Origin of the sequence: Catellatospora bangladeshensis, from assembly GCF_016862575.1 — a bacterium.
In the GTDB taxonomy this organism is placed as follows: domain Bacteria; phylum Actinomycetota; class Actinomycetes; order Mycobacteriales; family Micromonosporaceae; genus Catellatospora; species Catellatospora bangladeshensis.
The window spans coordinates 42,490-61,415 of sequence record NZ_BONF01000030.1; the positions used below are offsets into that span (position 1 = coordinate 42,490).

Sequence of the window (18,926 nt, forward strand, 5' to 3'; positions counted from 1 at the left end):
GAGTTTCGGTGCTCCCCAGAATTCTTGCCGGTTACGCCTGCCGGTAATCTGAACCTGCCCGTGGCGGACAGGCAGACATAGAAAAAGTCAGGAGTTTCCCCGTGGCTCGCGTCGTGGTTGACGTCATGCTTAAGCCCGAGATCCTCGACCCGCAGGGGCAGGCCGTCGCGAACGCGCTGCCCCGCCTGGGCGTCAATGACGTCGCCTCAGTGCGTATCGGTCGCCGTGTCGAGATCGATTTCGCCGGAGAGGCCGACCTGGAGAGGGCCCGCGAGATCGCGGACAAGCTCCTGGCCAACCCGGTCATCGAGGACTACGAGATCCGGGTCGTCGAAGCCGCATGAGCAAGATCGGTGTGGTGACCTTCCCCGGTTCGCTGGACGACGGGGACGCGGCCCGTGCCGCGCGTATCTCCGGAGCCGAGGTCGTACGGCTCTGGCACGCCGACCCCGAGCTGCACGGCGTCGACGCCGTGGTGCTCCCGGGCGGCTTCTCCTACGGTGACTACCTGCGCTGCGGCGCGATCGCCCGGTTCGCGCCGGTGATGGAGGCCGTCGCCGACGCCGCGCGCGGCGGCATGCCGGTCATGGGCATCTGCAACGGCTTCCAGATCCTGTGCGAGGCCCACCTGCTGCCCGGCGCGCTCACCCGCAACCAGCACCTGCACTTCCGCAACCGGGACCAGTGGCTGCGGATGGAGAACACCGACACGGCGTGGACCAACCACTTCACCGACCGGCAGGAGATCCTGATCCCGGTGAAGAACGGCGAGGGCTGCTACGTGGCCGACCAGCGCACGCTGGACGAGCTGGAGGCGAACGGCCAGATCGTGGCGCGCTACATCCGCGGCAACCCGAACGGCTCGACCCGCGACATCGCGGCGATCCGCAACGAGGCCGGCAACGTGCTGGGCATCATGCCGCACCCAGAGCACGCCGTGGAGGCGCTGACCGGCCCCTCGCTGGACGGTCTCGGATTCTTCTCTTCGGTGCTCCGGCACCTGGCGGGGGCAGCAGCATGAGCGACATCACGATCGACACCGTCAAGGACGCCGAGGCGACCCCGGACGACCTCCAGCCGTACCTGGAGCTGGGTCTCAAGGACGACGAGTACCAGCGGATCAAGCAGATCCTGGGCCGCCGCCCCACCCAGTCCGAGCTGGCCATGTACTCGATCATGTGGAGCGAGCACTGCTCGTACAAGTCGAGCAAGGTGCACCTGCGCCAGTTCGGCGAGAAGGCGCCGCAGTCCGACCGCATGCTGGCCGGCATGGGTGAGAACGCGGGCGTCATCCAGGTGAGCGAGAAGCTCGCGGTCACCTTCAAGGTCGAGTCGCACAACCACCCGTCGTTCGTCGAGCCCTACCAGGGTGCGGCGACCGGTGTCGGCGGCATCGTGCGCGACATCCTCGCCATGGGCGCGCGCCCGATCCTGGTGATGGACTCGCTGCGCTTCGGTGCCGCGGACCACCCGGACACCCAGCGCGTGCTGCCCGGCGTGGTGGCCGGCGTCGGCGGCTACGGCAACTGCCTGGGCCTGCCCAACGTCGGCGGCGAGGTCTTCTTCGACGAGTGCTACCAGGGCAACCCGCTGGTCAACGCGCTCAGCCTGGGCGTGCTGCCGGTCGACGGCCTGCAGCGCAAGGAGGCCGACGGCCCCGGCAACATCGTGGTGCTGATGGGCGCCAAGACCGGCCGCGACGGCATCGGCGGCGTGTCGGTGCTGGCCAGTGCCACCTTCGACGACGCGTCGGAGCAGCGCCGGCCGAGCGTGCAGGTGGGCGACCCGTTCACCGAGAAGCTGCTCATCGAGTCCTGCCTGGAGCTGTACCAGGCCAAGCTGATCGTCGGCGTGCAGGACCTCGGCGGCGCGGGCCTGACCTGCGCGCTCACCGAGACCGCGGCGGCGGCCGGCACCGGCATGGACATCCAGCTGGAGAAGGTCCACCTGCGTGAGGCCTCGATGGAGCCGCACGAGATCCTGGCCAGCGAGTCGCAGGAGCGCATGCTCTTCATCGTGGAGCCGGCCAAGCTGGACGCGGTGCTCGGCATCGCCCAGCTGTGGGGCGTCATCGCCACCCCGATCGGCGTCGTCACCGACACCGGCCGGGTGCGGATCACGTTCCACGGCGAGACCGTGGTGGACGTGCCGCCGGGCAGCCTCGCCGACGACGGCCCGGTGTACGCCCGGCCGCTGCGCGAGCCCGCCGACCTGATCCTGCTGCAGGCGGACCGGGCCGAGACGCTGCCCCGCCCGCACCACGACTACCAGCTCAAGGACACGCTGCTCAAGCTCGCCGCGTCGCCGAACCTGTGCGACCGCGCCTGGGTGACCGAGCAGTACGACCGCTACGTGCTCGGCAACACGGTGCTGGCCCAGCCGGAGGACTCCGGCGTGGTCCGCCTCGACGAGGAGACCGGGCTCGGCGTAGCGCTGTCGCTGGACTGCAACTCCCGCTTCGCCCGCCTCGACCCGTACGAGGGTGCCAAGCTGGCCCTGGCCGAGGCGTACCGCAACGTGGCCGTCACCGGCGCGGAGCCGGTCGCGGTCACCGACTGCCTCAACTTCGGCTCGCCGGAGGACCCGGCGGTCATGTGGCAGTTCGCCGAGGCGGTGCGCGGCATCGCCGACGGCTGCCAGGAGCTGGGCATCCCGGTGACCGGCGGCAACGTCAGCTTCTACAACCAGACCGGCGCGATCGCGATCCACCCGACGCCGGTCGTGGGTGTGCTGGGCCTGCTGGAGAACGTGGCGCACCGCGTCCCGATGGGCTTCGCCCACGCCGGTGACGTGCTGGTGCTGCTGGGCGAGACCGGGCTGGAGCTGTCCGGCTCCGAGTGGGCCTGGGTGGCGCACGGCCACCTGGGCGGCCGCCCGCCGAAGGTCGACTTCGGCCGCGAGATGGCCATCGCCGCGTTCATGCAGCGTGCCGCCGAGACCGGCCTGGTCCGCTCGGCGCACGACCTGTCCGATGGCGGCCTGGCCCAGGCGCTGCTGGAGTCGGTGCTGCGCAAGGGCTTCGGCGCCACGGTCACCCTGCCCACCGACCTGGAGCCGTTCGTGTCGCTGTTCAGCGAGTCGGCGGGCCGGGTGCTGCTGACCGTGCCGGTGGGTCACCGCCAGGCGTTCGAGCAGCTGCTCGCCGAGCACGAGCTGCCAGCCACGGTGCTGGGCCAGGTCGACGACGAGGGCGCCGACCTGACGGTCATCGGGCACGGCGAGGCGGGCCGCTTCGCGGTGAGCCAGGCCGAGCTGCGCGAGGCCTTCTCCGGCGCGCTGCCGCGGCTCTTCGGCGCCGGTGAGCCGGGTGCGGCCGAGTCGCCGGTGAGCGCGGGTGCCGTCGCGGCGGCCGTGCTGACCGAGACCGTCGTCGTGGAGACCCCGGCCGAGACGGTCGTGGCGACCGAGTCGGTGCTGCTCGCCGAGGGCGAGCCGGTGGCACAGGCCGGCGAGGCCGGGCAGCCGGAGGGCGAGCAGCCCACCGACCAGCAGTAGGCAGCACCCCGACGGAAACACCTCGGGCGGCCTGCCCGGCGGCGGACACATGATCCGGCACCGGGCGGGCCGCCTTCAGTTTCGGGGAAAGTGCACGAGTCCGAACCGGCGCGGCCGCCAGTTTCGGGGAAAGTGCACGAACCCGAACCGGCGCGGCCGCCAGTTTCGGGGAAAGTGCAGCAATCCGAGCTGACGCGGCCGCAGTTTCGGGGAAAGTGCACGAATCCGAATCGGCGGGGCCGCAGCGTCCCCGAACCACCCCCGGCAGCGGCCTCCGCCCCCGTGCGGGGTGGTTGAGGAAGTTCCGAAAAGATCTTCGCAACCTCTCCCTCGGGTCGGGCGTGATGTCGCGACGGGCCGGACGGGCCCGGACCACCAGGGGAGCGACGGGGACATGGCTTCACAACGAGGCGACACGGGATCGGCCGGCCGCGCCGATTTCGAGGAGTGCTACGCGGCCCACTTCCACAGCCTGACGCTGCAGCTGAACGCGTACCTCGGCAACCTGACCGAGGCGCAGGACATGGTGCAGGAGGCGTTCTGCCGCGCGCTGGCGCGCTGGGACCGCATCGCCGGCTACCACGATCCGGCCGCCTGGGTGCGCCGGGTCGCCTGGAACCTGGCGACCAGCGGCTGGCGCAAGCGGCGCACGACGCTCAACTTCCTGCACCGGCAGCGGGAGGAGCAGGTGGCCGGGCCGAGCCCGGACCGGGTGGCCGTCACCCGTGCGCTGGCGAACCTGCCTGAGGCGCAGCGCCGCGCCTGCATCCTCTTCTACATCGCCCAGCTCTCCATCGCGGAGATCGCCGAGCAGGAGGACGTCGCTGAAGGCACCGTCAAGTCCTGGCTCCACCGCGGCCGCACCGCCCTCGCCGCCCAGCTCACCGAGGCCCGGAAGGAGCCGAACCATGTCTGAGTTCGACGATGACCTGCTCATGTCGGCCTTCGCCGAGTACCGGTCCGAGACCAACCCGCAGATCAAGCCCACCGGTACGGGCGCCGCGTACCAGACCGTGCGCTACCGCAAGCGGGTCCGCACCACCGCCGTGGCGGCCTGCGCGCTGACGGCGGTGCTGGTCGGCGGCGGGGCGTTCGCCTCGTTCACCGGCAACCAGGGCGTCGCGCCGCAGCCGGGCGCCAGCTCGGCCGCCCCGTCGGCAGTCGCGTCGCCCTCGCCGTCCGCCTCGCCGTCGGCGTCACCTTCGCCGTCCGCCTTGCCGAGCCCCGCGATCGCGACGTCCCCGCCGCCGCCCGGCAGCGAGCTGCACGGCCTGGAGGACGCCACGCTCGACCTGCCGGTCCGCAAGGTCGGCCGCGAGCACTGCCCCAGCGGCAGGGTGAAGTTCCGCGACGGCAAGGCCGGGGAGTACACCCGGATCGCCGACGTGATCAGCGTCGACATCGACGGTGACGGCGTGTTCGAAGAGGTCGCGCTGATCACCTGCCGTTCGGGCGAGGGCGCTTTCGGTCAGGTGATCGCGCTGCGCCCCAGCGGCTCCGGCCGGTTCGACACGATCGGCGTCGTGATCGAGATCGAGCCGTCGGTGGGTGCTGGGAGCCAGCGGATCGAGAACGTCAAGCGGATCAAGCCCGGCAAGCCCGGTGAGATCCTGGTCGAGGTCGGCAACCACGAGACCACGTACACGGACGAGAACCGGCTCAAGGGTGTCTTCCAGTGGCGCGGCTACCGCTGGAACGGCACGAAGTTCGCGCAGAGCAGCGGCCCGACGACGTTCGCCTGAGCCGGAACGCGGCGGCCCCGGAAGCCTGGCTTCCGGGGCCGTCTCGCGGGTCAGGCCGGGTAGGTCTGGGCGGCCCGCTCGGCCTGGCTCAGCCAGCCCCGCTCCACCATCGTGTCCAGCACGGACTCCCAGGCCCGGCGCGGATCGGCGTCGGCTTCCGGGGCCAGCGGCACCGCCAGCACGGCGGCCTCGGCGACGGACAGCTGGGCCACCGGCTTGCCGAAGCGCGTCTGCGCCGCGGTGGCGAGGCCGGCCGTGCCGCGGCCGAAGTCGGCGTTGTTCAGGTAGAAGCCCAGCAGCTCGGTGCGGGTGTACCGGTCTTCGAGCTTCGACGCCATGATGCCGACGCGCCAGCTCGACACGTCGTCGCCGGCCACTGCCGCCGCGGCGTAGCGCCGGGTGATCAGGGAGCCCGACCAGGGCCGGAACGGGTCCTCGTAGAAGTCGGGATCGACGGCCGCGACGAAGGTGTTGAGCACCGGCATGGGCACCTCGCGCAGGTCCACGACGGCATGCTGGGGCCGGAGTTCTCCCGGCTCGGGCACGCTGGCGTAGAACTGTACGGCGGCCACCGCGGCGAAGAGCACGATGAACACGTCGATCGCGACGATCGCGGTGATGATCCGGCGGCGCCGGCTCCATCGGGGCGGGGACTCCTGCACCACATCGACCATGGTCATGCGCCCACCCTAGACGCGGCGCGGTGGCGCCGCCGTCCCGTCAGTGGGTGATCTGCTTCGGGAACACCAGCCCGGCGCGGGTCGCGGCGCTCAGCAGGCCGCGCTCCACCATGGTGTCCAGCACCCGGTGCCAGGCCTGCTCGACGTGGGTCGAGCCCGCCCCGACGTGCACCGCGACCAGCGCGGCCTCGGCGAGGGTGAGGTCGCGCGGATCCTTGCCGGCGTACCACCGGGCCGCCTCGGTGAGGCCGGTCGCGCCGGTGTCGAAGCGTGCCGTGGTCAGGTAGAAGCCGAGCAGGTCGGGCTTGGAGTACCAGTCCTCGAGCTTGTGCGCGGCGACGCGCACCCGCCAGCTGTCCAGCTCGGACTCGTCGAGTCCCATCGCGGCCACCGCGTACTTCTTCGTGATCAGCGTGGACGGCCAGATCAGGCCGGTCGCCTGGTCGTGGAAGCCGGGGTCGACGGCCGCGACGAAGGCGTCGGCGACGCCGGGCGGCAGATTCGTCACCCGGATCGGGTGCGTGGTGGCGAAGCGCTCCTTGGGCATCGGCACGTCGGCGTAGTAGTACTGCATCCCGCCGTAGGCGACGCCTGCCAGCAGCACCAGCGCCGCGGCGAGACCGGCGAGCCGGAGCAGGCGGTTCGGCTTCGGCGGCGGCAGCGGCGCCGAGCGCGGAAGGTCGACAATGGACACTCCCACACGGTAAACGTATCGACGGCTGTGCGCAGCCCCGCAGGCTCAGGCCAGCAGTTTCCGCGGTCCGGGGCCCTGCGCGGCCAGCTGGTCGCCCGGGTTGTAGAGCGCGCAGGACTGCAGGGACAGGCAGCCGCAGCCGATGCAGCCGTCCAGGGTGTCGCGCAGGCGCTCCAGCAGCGCGATCCTCGCGTCGAGGTCGGCCCGCCAGCGCGCGGACAGCCGCGTCCAGTCCGCCTTGGTGGGGGTACGCCGTTCCGGCAGCTCGGCCAGCGCCTCCCGGATCCGCTCCAGGGACACGCCGACCTGCTGCGCGATCCGGATGAACGAGACGCGGCGCAGCTCGCTGCGCTCATAGCGGCGCTGGTTGCCGCCGGTGCGCACGGAGTGGATCAGGCCGCGCTCCTCGTAGAAGCGCAGCGCCGACGGGGCCACCCCGCTCCGGGCCGACAGCTCGCCTATCGTCAGCAGCGTCACACCAGGCTTCACGATCCCCCGCCTTGAGTTCAAGTGCACTTTAACTTGCACCCTACTCTCATGGCTGTCATCGAAGTGGAACCGCTGCTCACGCGGTTGACCGGGGACGAGAAGCACGCGCCGAGCGCGTACTCGACCCTGGACGTGCTCTGGGTCCTCTACGACCGGGTGCTGCGGGTGGACCCGGACCGCCCCGACGACCCCGACCGGGACCGTTTCCTGCTCTCCAAGGGCCACGGCCCGGCCGCGTACTACGCCGTGCTGGCCGCCAGGGGCTTCTTCCCGCCGGACTGGCTCGACGACCTGGCCGGGGCGGACAGCCCGCTCGGCCACCACCCGGACCGGCTGCGCGTGCCCGGCGTCGAGATCAGCTCGGGCTCCCTGGGGCACGGGCTCGGCCTCGGCGTGGGCACCGCGCTCGGGCTGCGGGCCCAGGGCCGCCTGGCACCGCGGGTGTACGTCCTGCTCGGCGACGCGGAGCTGGACGAGGGCAGCAACCACGAGGCCATCGCGTACGCCGGCGCGACCGGCCTGGACACCGTCACCGCGCTCGTGATCGACAACCAGTCGGCCTCGCACGGCTGGCCGGGCGGCATCGCGTCCCGGTTCACGGTGCACGGCTGGACCGCGGTCACCGTGGACGGCCGCGACCACGACGCCATCGCCGCCGGGCTGGCGCAGGCACGGGAGGGCGCGCCGCACGTCGTCGTGGCGCGCGTCGAGCAGAAGGGGATCTGATCATGCGAGAGGCGTTCGTCGACACCATGTCCCGGCTGATCGAGGAGGACCCGCGCACCGCGCTGGTGCTGGCCGACATCTCGGCCGCCGCGTTCGAGCCGGTCGCCCTCAAGCACCCCGACCGGGTGCGCAACGTGGGCATCCGCGAGCAGCTCATGATCGGCGTGGCGGGCGGGCTGGCCCTCACCGGGCTTCGGCCGGTCGCGCACTCCTACGCCACGTTCCTGATCGACCGGGCGTACGAGCAGATCAAGCTCGACCTGGCTCACCAGGGCGTCGGCGCGGTGCTGGTCAGCGTGGGGGCCTCCTACGACGGCTCGACCGCGGGCTACACGCACATGTCACCGATGGACGTGCAGCTCATCGACACGCTGCCCGGCTGGACCGTGCACGTGCCCGGCCATTCGGGCGAGGTCGCGCCGCTGCTGGCGGCCGCGATGCCCCACGACGACCCCGTCTACCTGCGGCTGTCGACCCAGGTCAACGACATCGCGTACGCCGACGCGCACCTGCTGCGGCCGGTGCGCCACGGCTCGCGGGCGCTGGTCGTGGCGGTCGGGCCGATGCTGGCGCCGGTGCTGGAGGCGACGCGGGGGCTGGACGTCACGGTGGCGTACACCCACACCCCCCGCCCCTTCGACACCACCGGCCTGCGCGCCCTGGCCGGCTCCGGCAACGTGGCCCTGGTCGAGCCGTACCTGGCCGGCACCTCGGCCCACGTGGTCAGCGAGGCCCTGTCCGACCGCGCCCATCGCCTGCTCAGCCTCGGCGTGGGCCGGGTCGATCTCCACGCCTACGGCACACCGGCCGACCACGCCCGGCGCCACGGCCTCGACCCGACGGGCCTCCGCGCCGCCCTGACCACCTGGCTCTGAACCGGCTGATCCGCCGACGCCAACCCCGGCCCGGCTCCATCCCCGCCCGGTTCGGCGCCGGTCGGTTCCACCCGGCCTGGCTCCACCGCGGTCTGGCTCCACCGCGGTCTGGCTCCACCCGCGGCCGGGTTTCGCCGCCGTCCCTGCCAAGATCGGTGGTTCGTGTCCAAAACTGCGGTTGGGCCGCACTTTTGGACACGAAAGCCCGATCTTGACCACCACCGGCGGGCCGCATCTCGCTCCCCGCGAGCGACCGCAAAGCAAGATCGCGACGATCTTGCGCGAACTGTTAGGGATATGCCCGATAAGGGCGTGTCATCCCCACAGTCCATGCAAGATCGCCGCGATCTTGGTGGTGGGTGCGGGCGGGTCAGCCGCGGGTGTGGTGGCCGAGCATGTGGACCTGGCCGGTGCCTTCGACGATGTCGCCGACGTGCCAGCATTCGACGCCGCGGCCGGTCAGGAGGGCCATGGCGCGGTCGGCGTCGGCGGCGGAGACCACCGCGAACATGCCGACGCCCATGTTGAAGGTCGACTCCAGGTCGGCGGTGTCGATGCGGCCCTTGCGCTGGATGAGGTCGAAGATGGGCTGGGGGGCCCAGGTGGAGCGGTTGACGATGGCGTCGACGTGCTTGGGAAGCACGCGGACCAGGTTGCCGGGGATGCCGCCGCCGGTGACGTGCACGAGTGCGTGCACCTCGCACTCGGCGATCAGGGTCAGGCAGTCCTTGGCGTAGATCTTGGTCGGGGTGAGCAGCTCCTCGCCGAGGGTGCGCTGGTCGCCCAGGTCCTCGATGACCGAGTCGAGCTTGAGCCGGGCCTGGCCGAGCAGCACGTGGCGGACCAGCGAGTAGCCGTTGGAGTGCAGGCCGGAGGAGCGCATCGCGATGACCGCGTCGCCGACCTGGACCCGCTCGGCGCCCAGGATCGCGTCCTCCTCGACGACGCCCACGCCGTTGGCGGAGAGGTCGTACTCGTCCGGGCGCATCAGGCCGGGGTGCTCGGCGGTCTCGCCGCCCAGCAGCGCGCAGCCGGCGTACCGGCAGCCGTCGGCGATGCCCGCGCCGATCTCGGCGATGCGGTCCGGCACGACCTCGCCGCAGGCGATGTAGTCGAGCAGGAACAGCGGCTCCGCGCCGCACGCGACCAGGTCGTCGACGACCATCGCGACCAGGTCGATGCCGACCGTGTCGTGGATGTTCATCTGCTGCGCGATGGCCAGCTTGGTGCCCACGCCGTCGGTCGACGAGGCCAGCACCGGGCTCTTGTACTTCGACGTGTCGAGCTTGAACAGGCCGGAGAAGCCGCCGAGGCCGCCCAGCACCTCGGGGCGGTGCGTACGCGCGACCTTGTCCTTCAGCATCTCCACGGCCCGGTCGCCGGCGTGGATGGACACGCCCGCGTCGGCGTAGGTGACGGTGCGCCGCCGGTTGGTGCTGCCCTCCGCCGTCCACAGCTGACGGTTGCCGTTCTCCGGCTGCCCGGAGACGGGGCGCTCGGTCACGTGCGTCACGGTTCTTCTCCTCTTTGTGCGCGGCACCGGCTTTTCAGGGAAGGGTGTCGGTGCCGTGACGAGTGGTGCTTTAGGACCGGCTCAGTTCCGTCGTCGGCGCTGAGGGCTGGTCGCCGGTGCGCTCCTCGGGCCCGACGCGGCGGCCGACCCCTTCGAGCACGTGCTTGCCGATGAGGTTGGCGGCCGGCAGCTTGATCGGGTACTCCCCGTCGAAGCAGGCCCGGCACAGGCGGTTCTTCGGCTGCTCGGAGGCGGCGATGAGCCCCTCGAGCGACACGTAGCCGAGCGAGTCGGCACCGATGGAGCGGCGGATGCCCTCCAGGTCCGTGCCGTTCGCCAGCAGTTCGGCGCCGGTGGCGAAGTCGATGCCGTAGAAACACGGCCACTTCACCGGCGGAGAGGAGATGCGTACGTGAACCTCCAGCGCGCCCGCCTCGCGCAGCATGCGCACGATGGCGCGCTGCGTGTTGCCGCGCACGATGGAGTCGTCGACCACGACGAGGCGCTTGCCCCGCACGTTGTCGCGCAGCGGGTTCAGCTTGAGCCGGATGCCCAGCTGACGGATGGTCTGCGAGGGCTGGATGAAGGTCCGCCCGACGTAGGCGTTCTTCACCAGGCCCATCCCGTACGGGATGCCGGAGGCCTCGGCGTAGCCGATCGCGGCCGGCGTGCCCGACTCGGGGCTCGGGATGACCAGGTCGGCCTCGACCGGGTGCTCCTTGGCCAGGCGACGGCCGATCTCCACCCGGGTCGAGTAGACGTTGCGGCCGGAGATGGTCGCGTCCGGCCGGGCCAGGTAGACGTACTCGAACAGGCAGCCCTTGGGGTCCGGCGCGGCGAAGCGCTGCGAGCGCAGCCCGTACTCGTCGATGGCGATCAGCTCGCCGGGCTCGACCTCGCGGACCACGGACGCGCCGACGATGTCCAGCGCGGCCTGCTCGCTCGCGACGACCCAGCCGCGCTCCAGGCGGCCGAGCATCAGCGGGCGCACGCCGTGCGGGTCGCGCGCCGCGTAGAGGGTGTTCTCGTCCATGAAGACGAAGCTGAAGGCGCCCTCGACGGTCGGCAGCACCTCCATCGCGGCGGCCTCGACGGACAGGTCGGGCCGGCCCGCCAGCAGCATGGTGACCAGGCCGGTGTCGTTGGTCGAGCCCTGCCGGTCCATGCCCAGCTCGTCGGCGCGGCGGGCCAGGTCGGCGGTGTTCACCAGGTTGCCGTTGTGGGCCAGCGCGATGGTGGTGCCGGCGCTGGTCGACTGCAGCGTCGGCTGGGAGTTCTCCCAGGTCGAGTCGCCGGTGGTCGAGTAGCGCGCGTGCCCGATCGCGAGGTGCCCGCGCAGGCTGGCCAGGGTCGGCTCGTCGAAGACCTGGGCGACCAGGCCGATGTCCTTGTAGACCACGACTCCGGAACCGTCGCTGACCGCGATCCCCGCCGCCTCCTGGCCGCGGTGCTGCAGTGCGTACAGGCCGAAGTAGGTGAGCTTCGCGACCTCTTCACCAGGGGCCCAGACACCGAAGACGCCGCATGCGTCTTGCGGGCCTGGCCGGTGGGGGTCGAGTTCGTGGCTCAACCGGCCGTCGCCTCGGGGCACCTGCTGCTCCTTGCGCTTGTCGCTTCAGTAGCTGGTTGATGCCCTGCTCGCCAAAGCCGGCATCGATGGTGTGTGTCGGCGTCGGGCGGCGATTGCCGCCGCAGCTCAGTGTACGTGACCGGCAGGGGTGGACACCCCGGTGCCCGGCCCGCGCGACACGTGACTGAATCCAGGGTTACCAGTCTGCCAGGCCTAGACGATCGGGAAAAGAGCCCCGATATCGGAGCGAATGCCACTGGCCCGAATCCGCCCATCGGCCACCGCCGCCGCCCAATCCACGCGTCCGGCGGCTAGCTGAAGAAACGTGACCGGATCGGTCTCGACCAGGTTCGGGGGCGTACCACGGGTGTGCCTTGGCCCTTCGACGCACTGAATCGCACCGTATGGGGGAACCCGCACCTCCACCGAACGGCCAGGAGCGGTCGTCGCAAGATGTGCCAAGAGTGCCCTAACCGCATCGCGAAGCGTCAAACGTTCCGGGACCCGGCCTGTGGCCAGGGAGTCGAGGGCTTCGGCCACCGCCGGGGATATATCAGGCGAGGGGGACATAAGCGGACGATACAAGATGACTTTTACTCATTATGTACGGGCCCTGGGTCGCGCAATCCTTCCTTCGCAAGGCATAGTTGCGGGCGGTGTATTCCCGCAGCGCCCCCCACACCCCGCTCGCTGTGGGATATCGAGGAGCTTGGAAGGCGGTGGCCGTGACTACCCAGCGACGGTCCTGGTTGGCACGCGTCGGAGTGGTAGCGATGGTGTCGCTCGGCACACTCGTCGGCGTCTCCGCTCCCGCTTCGGCGGCCACCACGGTCACGGCAGGCTCGGTCTCCGTCGAGGCCGGCGGCAGTGAGAAGTCGGTCACCGTCACGGTGACGGTCGGCAACGACGGCCCGGACCAGGATCTGACGAACGTCGAGATCAAGATCGATAACCTGCCTGGCGGAGTGAGCTGCACCTCCGGTTGCAACACGCCTTTCACTGTGGTCAAGGGCTCAAGCGCCCCGCGCGTGGTCAAGATCAAGGCCAGCTCCAGTGCCGCTGCCGGTAGCTCGTCGGCGTCGGTGCGGGTCGGCGATCTGACTACCAACATGCAGATCACCGTGACCGAGAAGCAGGCCGAGACGACCGGCGAGATCGCCGGGCAGGTGGTGGACGTCTCCACGGGCAAGACCATCGGTGGGGCGATCGTGATGCTCTCGGACGGTGACTCCAAGGAGTTCACCAAGACGGCCGACAGCGCGGGCCGCTTCAGCTTCAAGCCGACCGCCAGCAACCCGATCGCGCCCGGCATGATCGTGATCACCGCGCAGAAGGACCCGTACGAGCCCAGGAGCATCAACTTCAACCTCGGCAACGGCCAGAGCAAGAAGGACGTCCGCGTCTCCATGACGAACACGGCGGCCACGGCGTCGCCGACCGCCGAGGCGACGCCGAGCGACCTGGCCAGCGCGCTGCCCGAGGAATCGGGTCTCACCGAGGAGAGCCCCGGTGAGGCCGTGGACGTCTCCGGCGACCAGAAGGACGAAGAGGGCGGCCTGGACAGCATGACCTGGATCATGATCATCCTGGGCGGTCTGCTCGTGGCGCTGGGTATCGGCGCGATCGTGCTGCTGGTGATGAAGCGCGGCGGCGACGACGATGACGACGACGAGGATGACGAGGACGACGACGACGAGCCGGTGCGCGGCCGTCCGGGCGTGCGTCCCGGCCAGCCCGTGCGCGCCGGAGCGGGTGCGGGCGTCTACGGCGGCGCCGGTGGCGGCACCTACGGCCGTCCCGCCGACCCGACCATGGTGGCCCGGCCCGGCGCGGGTAACGACGCGACCGTGATGCACCGCCCCGGCGAGTACGGTGGCGTGCCGCAGCAGCGCGGCGCCCAGCAGCCCTACGGCTCCCCGGCCGCCACCCAGCAGTACGGCGGCTACGGCTCGCCGGTGGCCCCGACCAGCGGTTACAGCGGCGGCCAGCCCAGCTACGACCAGGCCGGCTACGGCGCTCCGCAGGGCGGTTACGGCTCGCCCGCGGCGCCGACCAGCGGCTACGGCAACCCGGCACCGACCAGCGGCTACGGCAGCCCCGCCCCGACCAGCGGTTACGGCGGCAGCCCGGCCGGTGGCTACGGCTCGCCCGTGGCTCCGACCAGCGGCTACGGCGGCGGCCAGCCCGGCTACGGCGACCAGGGCGGCTACGGCCAGCAGCCCGGCGGGTACGGCCAGCAGGGCGGCGGCTACGGTGCCCAGCAGGGCGGCTACGGCCAGCAGCAGGGCGGCTACCAGGGCCAGTACGACGAGCCCACGCACTACGCGGGCCCGACCTCGGGCGGCAGCTACGGCGCGAACCAGGGCGGCTACGGCCAGGACCAGCAGGGCGGTTACGGCCAGCAGCAGGGCGGGTACGGGCAGGACTCGTACGGCGCCCAGCAGGGCGGCTACGGCCAGCAGCAGGATCCGTACGGCAGCCAGCAGGGCGGTTACGGCCAGCAGCAGAACGGCTACGGCCAGGACTCGTACGGCACTCAGCAGGGCGGCTACGGCCAGCAGCAGGATCCGTACGGCAGCCAGCAGGGCGGGTACGGCCAGCAGCAGAACGGCTACGGCCAGGACCCGTACGGCAGCCAGCAGGACGGCTACGGCCAGCAGAACGGCTACGGCGACGACCGGCGCGGCAACCGCGGCGACCGCCGGCTCGACTGGCTGGACGACTGACCCGCCCCACTTGCCACATCAAAGCTCCCGGCACGCTGTTCCGACAGCATGGCGGGAGCTTTGATCATGGAAAAAGGGCGCGCGGTTTGCTGGAATGGGCGGGTGGCCGGTGTTGGCGGCATGCGGGGGCTTGCCTCCGTGCCGGGGTACGTCGTGATGCAGCCGACGACGCTGTGCAATCTGGACTGCGTCTACTGCTACCTGCCCCTGCGCGCGGCGGACCGGCGGATGCCGGTGGCGGTGGCCGAGGCGGTGGCGGCCGACGCGAACGTCTGGGCGGCCGCGGGCCGCTTCTCCGTGGTCTGGCACGGCGGTGAGCCGCTGGCGGCCGGCCGCGAGCACCTGACGGCGCTGATGGCCCCGTTCGCGGCGGGCGTGGAGCAGCACGTGCAGACCAACGCCACGCTGGTCGACGACGCGTGGTGCGAGTTCTTCGCCGCTCGCGGGGTGCGGGTGAGCGTGAGCGTGGACGGCCCCGAGGACCTCAACGGGCAGCGGGTGTCGCGCGCGGGGCGGCCGGCGTACGACCGGATCGAGCGGGGGATCGGGGCGCTGCGGCGGCACGGCCTGCCGTATGCGGCCCTGTGCGTGGTCAGCGACCCTCGGCCGGGCCTGGCGGCCCGGCTGTACGCGTACTTCCTGGAGCTGGGCTGCGACACGCTCGGCGTCAACATCGAGGAGCGCGAGGGGGTCAACGAGCGCGCCAACGGGCATGACGCGGCCGCCGTGCGGGCCTTCTGGGCCGAACTGGCCGCGGCATGGCGCGCCGACCCGCGCATCCACCTGCGCGAGCTCGAGTGGAGCCTGCGCTACCTGGGCGCGGTGCTGGACGGCACCGACGGCGGGCTGCTGCCGCGCACGCTGGACCCCATTCCGACGATCGGGTATGACGGCGCGGTGGTGCTGCTCTCGCCGGAGCTGGCCGGGTTCCACGATCCGGTGTACGGCGACTTCGCCAGCGGTAACGTGCTCACCAGCCCGCTGTCGGCGCTGCTGGGCAGCGCTTCGACCGGCTGGGTGCCGGAGTTCCTCGACGGGATCGAGGCGTGCCGCGCGTCCTGCCCGTACTTCGGCTTCTGCGGTGGCGGGCACGCCGCCAACCGCTACTTCGAGCACGGACGGTTCGACGGCACGGAGACCGAGCACTGCCGTAACAGCAAGATCAACCTACTGGAGGGAGTGCTCGACCATGTCCGACGACACTGACCGCCTGGCCGACCGGATCCTGGACGCCCGCGCCGAACTCGCTCCCCTGCTGGAGGAGGCGCGGCTGGCACGGTTGGCCCGTTCTGAAGGGCCAGGCACGGACGGCGGCGCCGTCTGTGCCTGGAACCACTTCGAGAACATCCCGACCTTCTTCAACTGGAACAACCGGCCGCGCTGAGCGGCGGCGTCACAGGAAGATCAGCGGCGGGGAGTCCAGTCCTTACCGTCGTCGTCATCGTCATCGTCGTCGACGGCGTAATTCGCGTACGGGTCGTACGGATCGCGCTCGTCGTCGTCGTGATCCTCGGCAACAGTACTGCCGCTGCCGCTGCTGAGCTCGTTACCTCCGAGCTCGCGCTGCAAGGCGGCGAGGTCGGTGTTCGGGGAGTGGTACTTCAACTCCCGGGCCACCTTAGTCTGCTTGGCCTTAGCTCGGCCGCGCCCCATGGCCGACCCCCTCGCACATGAATGACGGGGCTACCCGAAGGCGGGCCCCGATGACGTCAGACATCTCTCGTGGGTCATACGGTACATGGGAGGAGGGCACTTCGGCATCTCGGGTTACCGGGTGTCTGACAGCACATCGGAACCTGTCCGTTTTATGACTGGTAAGGAGTATATCGCTCCCCAGTAATAACGGGCCACTCGACGGACGAAGCCCCCGCTCGCGCTGTTTCAGCAGCTCGGCGGGGGCTTCGATCATGAAAGGGGTCAGACCCGAATGGTCCGCAGACGGCCCACCTCGGCGATGCGCTGCTCGGCGAGGCGGTCCGCCGCGGCGGCCGGAGAGATGCCCTCGGCGTCCGCCGTTTCCAGGATTCGCTTCGTCGTGTCGTAGATCTTGGTGGCACGCAGCTTGGCCCGCTCGAAGCTGAACCCGTCGATCTCGTCCGCGACCTGGATCACGCCGCCCGAGTTGACCAGGTAGTCGGGCGCGTACAGGATGCCGCGGTCGAGCAGCAGCTTCTCGATGCCGCCGTGCGCGAGCTGGTTGTTGGCCGCGCCGGCCACGATCTGGGCCTTCAGGGCGGGCACCGTGTCGTCGTTGAGCGCGCCGCCCAGCGCGCACGGCGCGTAGACGTCGATGTCGCCGGCGACCAGCGCGGTGGCGTCGGCGACCAGGCTGATCTGCGGGTAGGTGGCCCTGGCCCACTCCAGCGCCTTCGGGTGCACGTCGGTCGCCACGACCTCGGCGCCGTCCTCGATCAGGTGAGCGGTCAGGTACTTGCCGACCTTGCCCAGCCCGGCCACGCCGACCCGGCGGCCCTTGAGCGACGGGGTGCCCCAGCGGTGCTCGGCCGCGGCGCGCATGCCCTGGAAGACGCCCCAGGCGGTGAGGACCGACGAGTCGCCGGCGCCGCCGTACTCGACGCTGCGGCCGGTCACGAACTTCGTCTCGCGGGCCACCACGTCCATGTCCTGGACGTAGGTGCCTACGTCGCACGCGGTGTAGTAGCGGCCGCCGAGGGACTCGACGAACCGGCCGTACGCCCGCAGCAGCTGCTCGGACTTGATCTGCTCCGGGTCGCCCCAGATGACGGCCTTGCCGCCGCCGAGGTCGAGCCCGGCGAGGGCGTTCTTGTACGCCATACCCCGGGAGAGGTCGAGCACGTCGTGCAGCGCCTCCTCCTCCGTGGCGTACGGGTAGAAGCGCGTGCCGCCCAGGGCGGGCCCGAGCGCCGTCGAGTAGATGCCGATGATGGCCTTCAGGCCGCTGGCCCGGTCCTGGCAGAACACGACCTGTTCGTGACTGCCGTCGGTGAATACGCCCACTGCTGGCTCCAGGTGACTCCGATGGCCCTTGTGGGGCCGATCCGTTCTCGGTGTTTCCGAGGGGTCGGGCGACGCCGCGGTAGCGACGCTCCCGCTGACAGCCTAATCGTGGGAGGATCGCGAGGTGCCGTCACAGTTCGCCGCGTACCTGAGGGTCTACGAGCCGCTCACCGCGTTCGCGCCGGAACGTGAACGATTCTGGCGCCGCTACGTGGACGAGGGGCGCGCCATCGGCGTGTCCGACGGGCCCGGCCGCCAGCGGGCGACCGTGCTGGAGGCGCTCGGTGCGGGCTGGTCGCGCCTGCCCGACCTGCCCGATGAGGCATATGTCATGCAGGGGCTGACCGGCCAGGCCGAGGTGCCCCTGGTCTGCCCGTGGAACCTGCGGGTTCGGGTCGCCGAGGCCGCGCTGCAGGCCCGGGACGGGGTGCCGCAGGTGCTCGCCGACGCCTTCGTGCCGCCGGTGCTGGTCGACCTGGCGCAGACCGTGGTCGGGCAGACCCGGGCCGAGGACCGGATGCACGAGCAGGTGGCCACCTGGGGCGTGCCGCTGCGCTGGTTCGTGCTGGTCTCGCCGGCCGAGCGGGACCTGGTGCTGGAGCCGTCGCGCCGGGTGCTGCGCTACCGCACGGAGATCGGCAAGGCCCGGCAGCGGGCGCACAAGGGGCTGCGGGTGCTCCGCCGCACCCTGGGCGACGTGCCGATCACCGACTCGCTGCGGGAGACCGCGCGCTGGCTGGAGTCGTTCCACCCGGGGTCGGTGATCGAACTCGACTACGGCGGCCTGACCGCGCTGCTGTCGGAGGACGCGCTGCGCGACGACGACTCGGTCGAGTTGGTCGCCACGGGCCTGGCGGGGCTGGAACGGGAGGACGGCGACGCCGCCACGGCCGCGTATGAGCAGCTCGTGCAGCGGTGGCGGGCCATCCAACTGCTGGAGCGCAGCAACTGACGGTAGGTAGCGCGCGGGTCACCTGGGGTGATCGAAAGCTATGAAATTACTGTCTTCATCCGCTAAAAGCAGACATGTCGTTCATTCATCATCCGTCCATCCACGGACCTTCACCCGTTCGGCCCATGTCGGACATCGGGGACTAGCCGGACTATGGGTAGCGCGTTGACCGGCGGGACCCCGGTCTTCGTCTATAGGTACTTGTGGAGGAGTGACCGCATGGCGTCGCGTACGCACGAACCAGAACCCCTGCTCACCCCGGCAGAGGTTGCGTCGATGTTCCGCGTCGACCCGAAGACCGTCACCCGGTGGGCCAAGGCGGGCAAGCTCAGCGCTATTCGTACGCTGGGTGGCCACCGCCGCTACCGCGAGTCGGAGGTGCGTGCTCTGCTCCAGGGTCAGATCCCGCACCAGCGTCAGGGCGACTGAACCGAGACAACTGAACATACGAAGAAGGGCGCTCCCCCCAGAGCGCCCTTCTTCTT

20 protein-coding genes are annotated in these 18,926 nt (G+C 70.9%); 12 read left to right on the top strand and 8 right to left on the bottom strand.

The genetic code is table 11. The features are described from left to right. The first annotated feature begins 101 nt into the window (after positions 1-101). From purS to Cba03nite_RS24660, 5 genes are all read left to right on the top strand, one after another. Positions 102-344 (top strand): phosphoribosylformylglycinamidine synthase subunit PurS, encoded by a 243-nt coding sequence (purS, locus tag Cba03nite_RS24640; RefSeq protein ID WP_203750717.1) that lies wholly within the window; start codon positions 102-104, stop codon positions 342-344. Then, positions 341-1,021, top strand: coding sequence for a phosphoribosylformylglycinamidine synthase subunit PurQ (purQ, locus tag Cba03nite_RS24645; RefSeq protein ID WP_203750719.1), 681 nt, complete (start codon positions 341-343; stop codon positions 1,019-1,021). The genes purS and purQ overlap by 4 nt, the downstream gene beginning before the upstream one ends. Then, a complete protein-coding gene (purL, locus tag Cba03nite_RS24650) occupies positions 1,018-3,495 on the top strand; it encodes a phosphoribosylformylglycinamidine synthase subunit PurL (protein ID WP_203750722.1) in 2,478 nt (825 codons plus the stop codon). The genes purQ and purL overlap by 4 nt, the downstream gene beginning before the upstream one ends. A 394-nt stretch (positions 3,496-3,889) precedes the next feature. Beyond that, positions 3,890-4,411, top strand: coding sequence for an RNA polymerase sigma factor (locus Cba03nite_RS24655; RefSeq protein ID WP_203750724.1), 522 nt, complete (start codon positions 3,890-3,892; stop codon positions 4,409-4,411). Continuing rightward, positions 4,404-5,237: a hypothetical protein gene (locus Cba03nite_RS24660; RefSeq protein WP_203750727.1), complete on the top strand. Its 834-nt coding sequence runs from the start codon at positions 4,404-4,406 to the stop codon at positions 5,235-5,237. The genes Cba03nite_RS24655 and Cba03nite_RS24660 overlap by 8 nt, the downstream gene beginning before the upstream one ends. Positions 5,238-5,287: 50 nt before the next feature. Here Cba03nite_RS24660 and Cba03nite_RS24665 read toward each other — a convergent pair whose 3' ends face one another. From Cba03nite_RS24665 to soxR, 3 genes are read right to left on the bottom strand one after another with little or no spacing between them, the layout of a single operon-like run. Then, on the bottom strand, positions 5,288-5,917 hold the full coding sequence (locus Cba03nite_RS24665) for a transglycosylase domain-containing protein (protein WP_203750730.1): 630 nt from the start codon (positions 5,915-5,917) through the stop codon (positions 5,288-5,290). Between the two features lie 40 nt (positions 5,918-5,957). Beyond that, positions 5,958-6,611, bottom strand: coding sequence for a transglycosylase domain-containing protein (locus Cba03nite_RS24670; protein ID WP_203750732.1), 654 nt, complete (start codon positions 6,609-6,611; stop codon positions 5,958-5,960). A gap of 45 nt (positions 6,612-6,656) precedes the next feature. After that, positions 6,657-7,088 (bottom strand): redox-sensitive transcriptional activator SoxR, encoded by a 432-nt coding sequence (gene soxR, locus Cba03nite_RS24675; protein ID WP_203750733.1) that lies wholly within the window; start codon positions 7,086-7,088, stop codon positions 6,657-6,659. A gap of 60 nt (positions 7,089-7,148) precedes the next feature. Between soxR and Cba03nite_RS24680 the strand changes: the two genes are divergently transcribed. Together Cba03nite_RS24680 and Cba03nite_RS24685 are read left to right on the top strand one after the other, a co-directional pair. After that, positions 7,149-7,826 carry a thiamine pyrophosphate-binding protein gene (locus Cba03nite_RS24680; RefSeq protein WP_203750734.1) on the top strand — a complete coding sequence of 226 codons (678 nt, stop codon included), beginning with the start codon at positions 7,149-7,151 and terminating at the stop codon, positions 7,824-7,826. 2 nt (positions 7,827-7,828) lie between these two features. After that, the gene (locus Cba03nite_RS24685) at positions 7,829-8,701 is read left to right on the top strand and encodes a transketolase family protein (protein WP_203750735.1); all 873 of its coding nucleotides are present in this window, start codon (positions 7,829-7,831) and stop codon (positions 8,699-8,701) included. Positions 8,702-9,071: 370 nt separating this feature from the next. Here the strand turns inward: Cba03nite_RS24685 and purM are convergent, their stop codons facing one another. From purM to Cba03nite_RS24700, 3 genes are all read right to left on the bottom strand, one after another. Then, positions 9,072-10,214, bottom strand: coding sequence for a phosphoribosylformylglycinamidine cyclo-ligase (purM, locus tag Cba03nite_RS24690; RefSeq protein ID WP_203750736.1), 1,143 nt, complete (start codon positions 10,212-10,214; stop codon positions 9,072-9,074). Between the two features lie 70 nt (positions 10,215-10,284). After that, positions 10,285-11,805, bottom strand: coding sequence for an amidophosphoribosyltransferase (purF, locus tag Cba03nite_RS24695; RefSeq protein ID WP_203750737.1), 1,521 nt, complete (start codon positions 11,803-11,805; stop codon positions 10,285-10,287). Positions 11,806-11,997: 192 nt separating this feature from the next. After that, the gene (locus Cba03nite_RS24700) at positions 11,998-12,354 is read right to left on the bottom strand and encodes a sterol carrier family protein (protein ID WP_203750739.1); all 357 of its coding nucleotides are present in this window, start codon (positions 12,352-12,354) and stop codon (positions 11,998-12,000) included. Positions 12,355-12,557: 203 nt separating this feature from the next. Here Cba03nite_RS24700 and Cba03nite_RS24705 point away from each other — a divergent pair, with 203 nt between their 5' ends. The 3 genes from Cba03nite_RS24705 to amcA all read left to right on the top strand — a co-directional run bounded on the left by Cba03nite_RS24705 (position 12,558) and on the right by amcA (position 15,894). After that, positions 12,558-14,510: a hypothetical protein gene (locus Cba03nite_RS24705; RefSeq protein ID WP_203750740.1), complete on the top strand. Its 1,953-nt coding sequence runs from the start codon at positions 12,558-12,560 to the stop codon at positions 14,508-14,510. 120 nt (positions 14,511-14,630) lie between these two features. Next, on the top strand, positions 14,631-15,716 hold the full coding sequence (gene amcB, locus Cba03nite_RS24710; RefSeq protein WP_203750742.1) for a cyclophane-forming radical SAM peptide maturase AmcB: 1,086 nt from the start codon (positions 14,631-14,633) through the stop codon (positions 15,714-15,716). After that, a complete protein-coding gene (amcA, locus tag Cba03nite_RS24715) occupies positions 15,700-15,894 on the top strand; it encodes a multiple cyclophane-containing RiPP AmcA (protein WP_203750744.1) in 195 nt (64 codons plus the stop codon). The genes amcB and amcA overlap by 17 nt, the downstream gene beginning before the upstream one ends. A gap of 20 nt (positions 15,895-15,914) precedes the next feature. Here the strand turns inward: amcA and Cba03nite_RS24720 are convergent, their stop codons facing one another. Both Cba03nite_RS24720 and Cba03nite_RS24725 read right to left on the bottom strand, forming a co-directional pair. Then, positions 15,915-16,163 carry a DUF3073 domain-containing protein gene (locus Cba03nite_RS24720; RefSeq protein WP_203750746.1) on the bottom strand — a complete coding sequence of 83 codons (249 nt, stop codon included), beginning with the start codon at positions 16,161-16,163 and terminating at the stop codon, positions 15,915-15,917. 264 nt (positions 16,164-16,427) lie between these two features. Next, positions 16,428-17,489 carry a Glu/Leu/Phe/Val family dehydrogenase gene (locus tag Cba03nite_RS24725; RefSeq protein WP_203750748.1) on the bottom strand — a complete coding sequence of 354 codons (1,062 nt, stop codon included), beginning with the start codon at positions 17,487-17,489 and terminating at the stop codon, positions 16,428-16,430. Between the two features lie 124 nt (positions 17,490-17,613). Here Cba03nite_RS24725 and Cba03nite_RS24730 point away from each other — a divergent pair, with 124 nt between their 5' ends. After that, on the top strand, positions 17,614-18,441 hold the full coding sequence (locus tag Cba03nite_RS24730) for a DUF8083 family protein (protein WP_203750750.1): 828 nt from the start codon (positions 17,614-17,616) through the stop codon (positions 18,439-18,441). Between the two features lie 219 nt (positions 18,442-18,660). Continuing rightward, entirely contained in the window at positions 18,661-18,870 is a 210-nt protein-coding gene (locus tag Cba03nite_RS24735) for a BldC family transcriptional regulator (RefSeq protein ID WP_020522548.1), read from the top strand. Positions 18,871-18,926 lie beyond the last annotated feature (56 nt).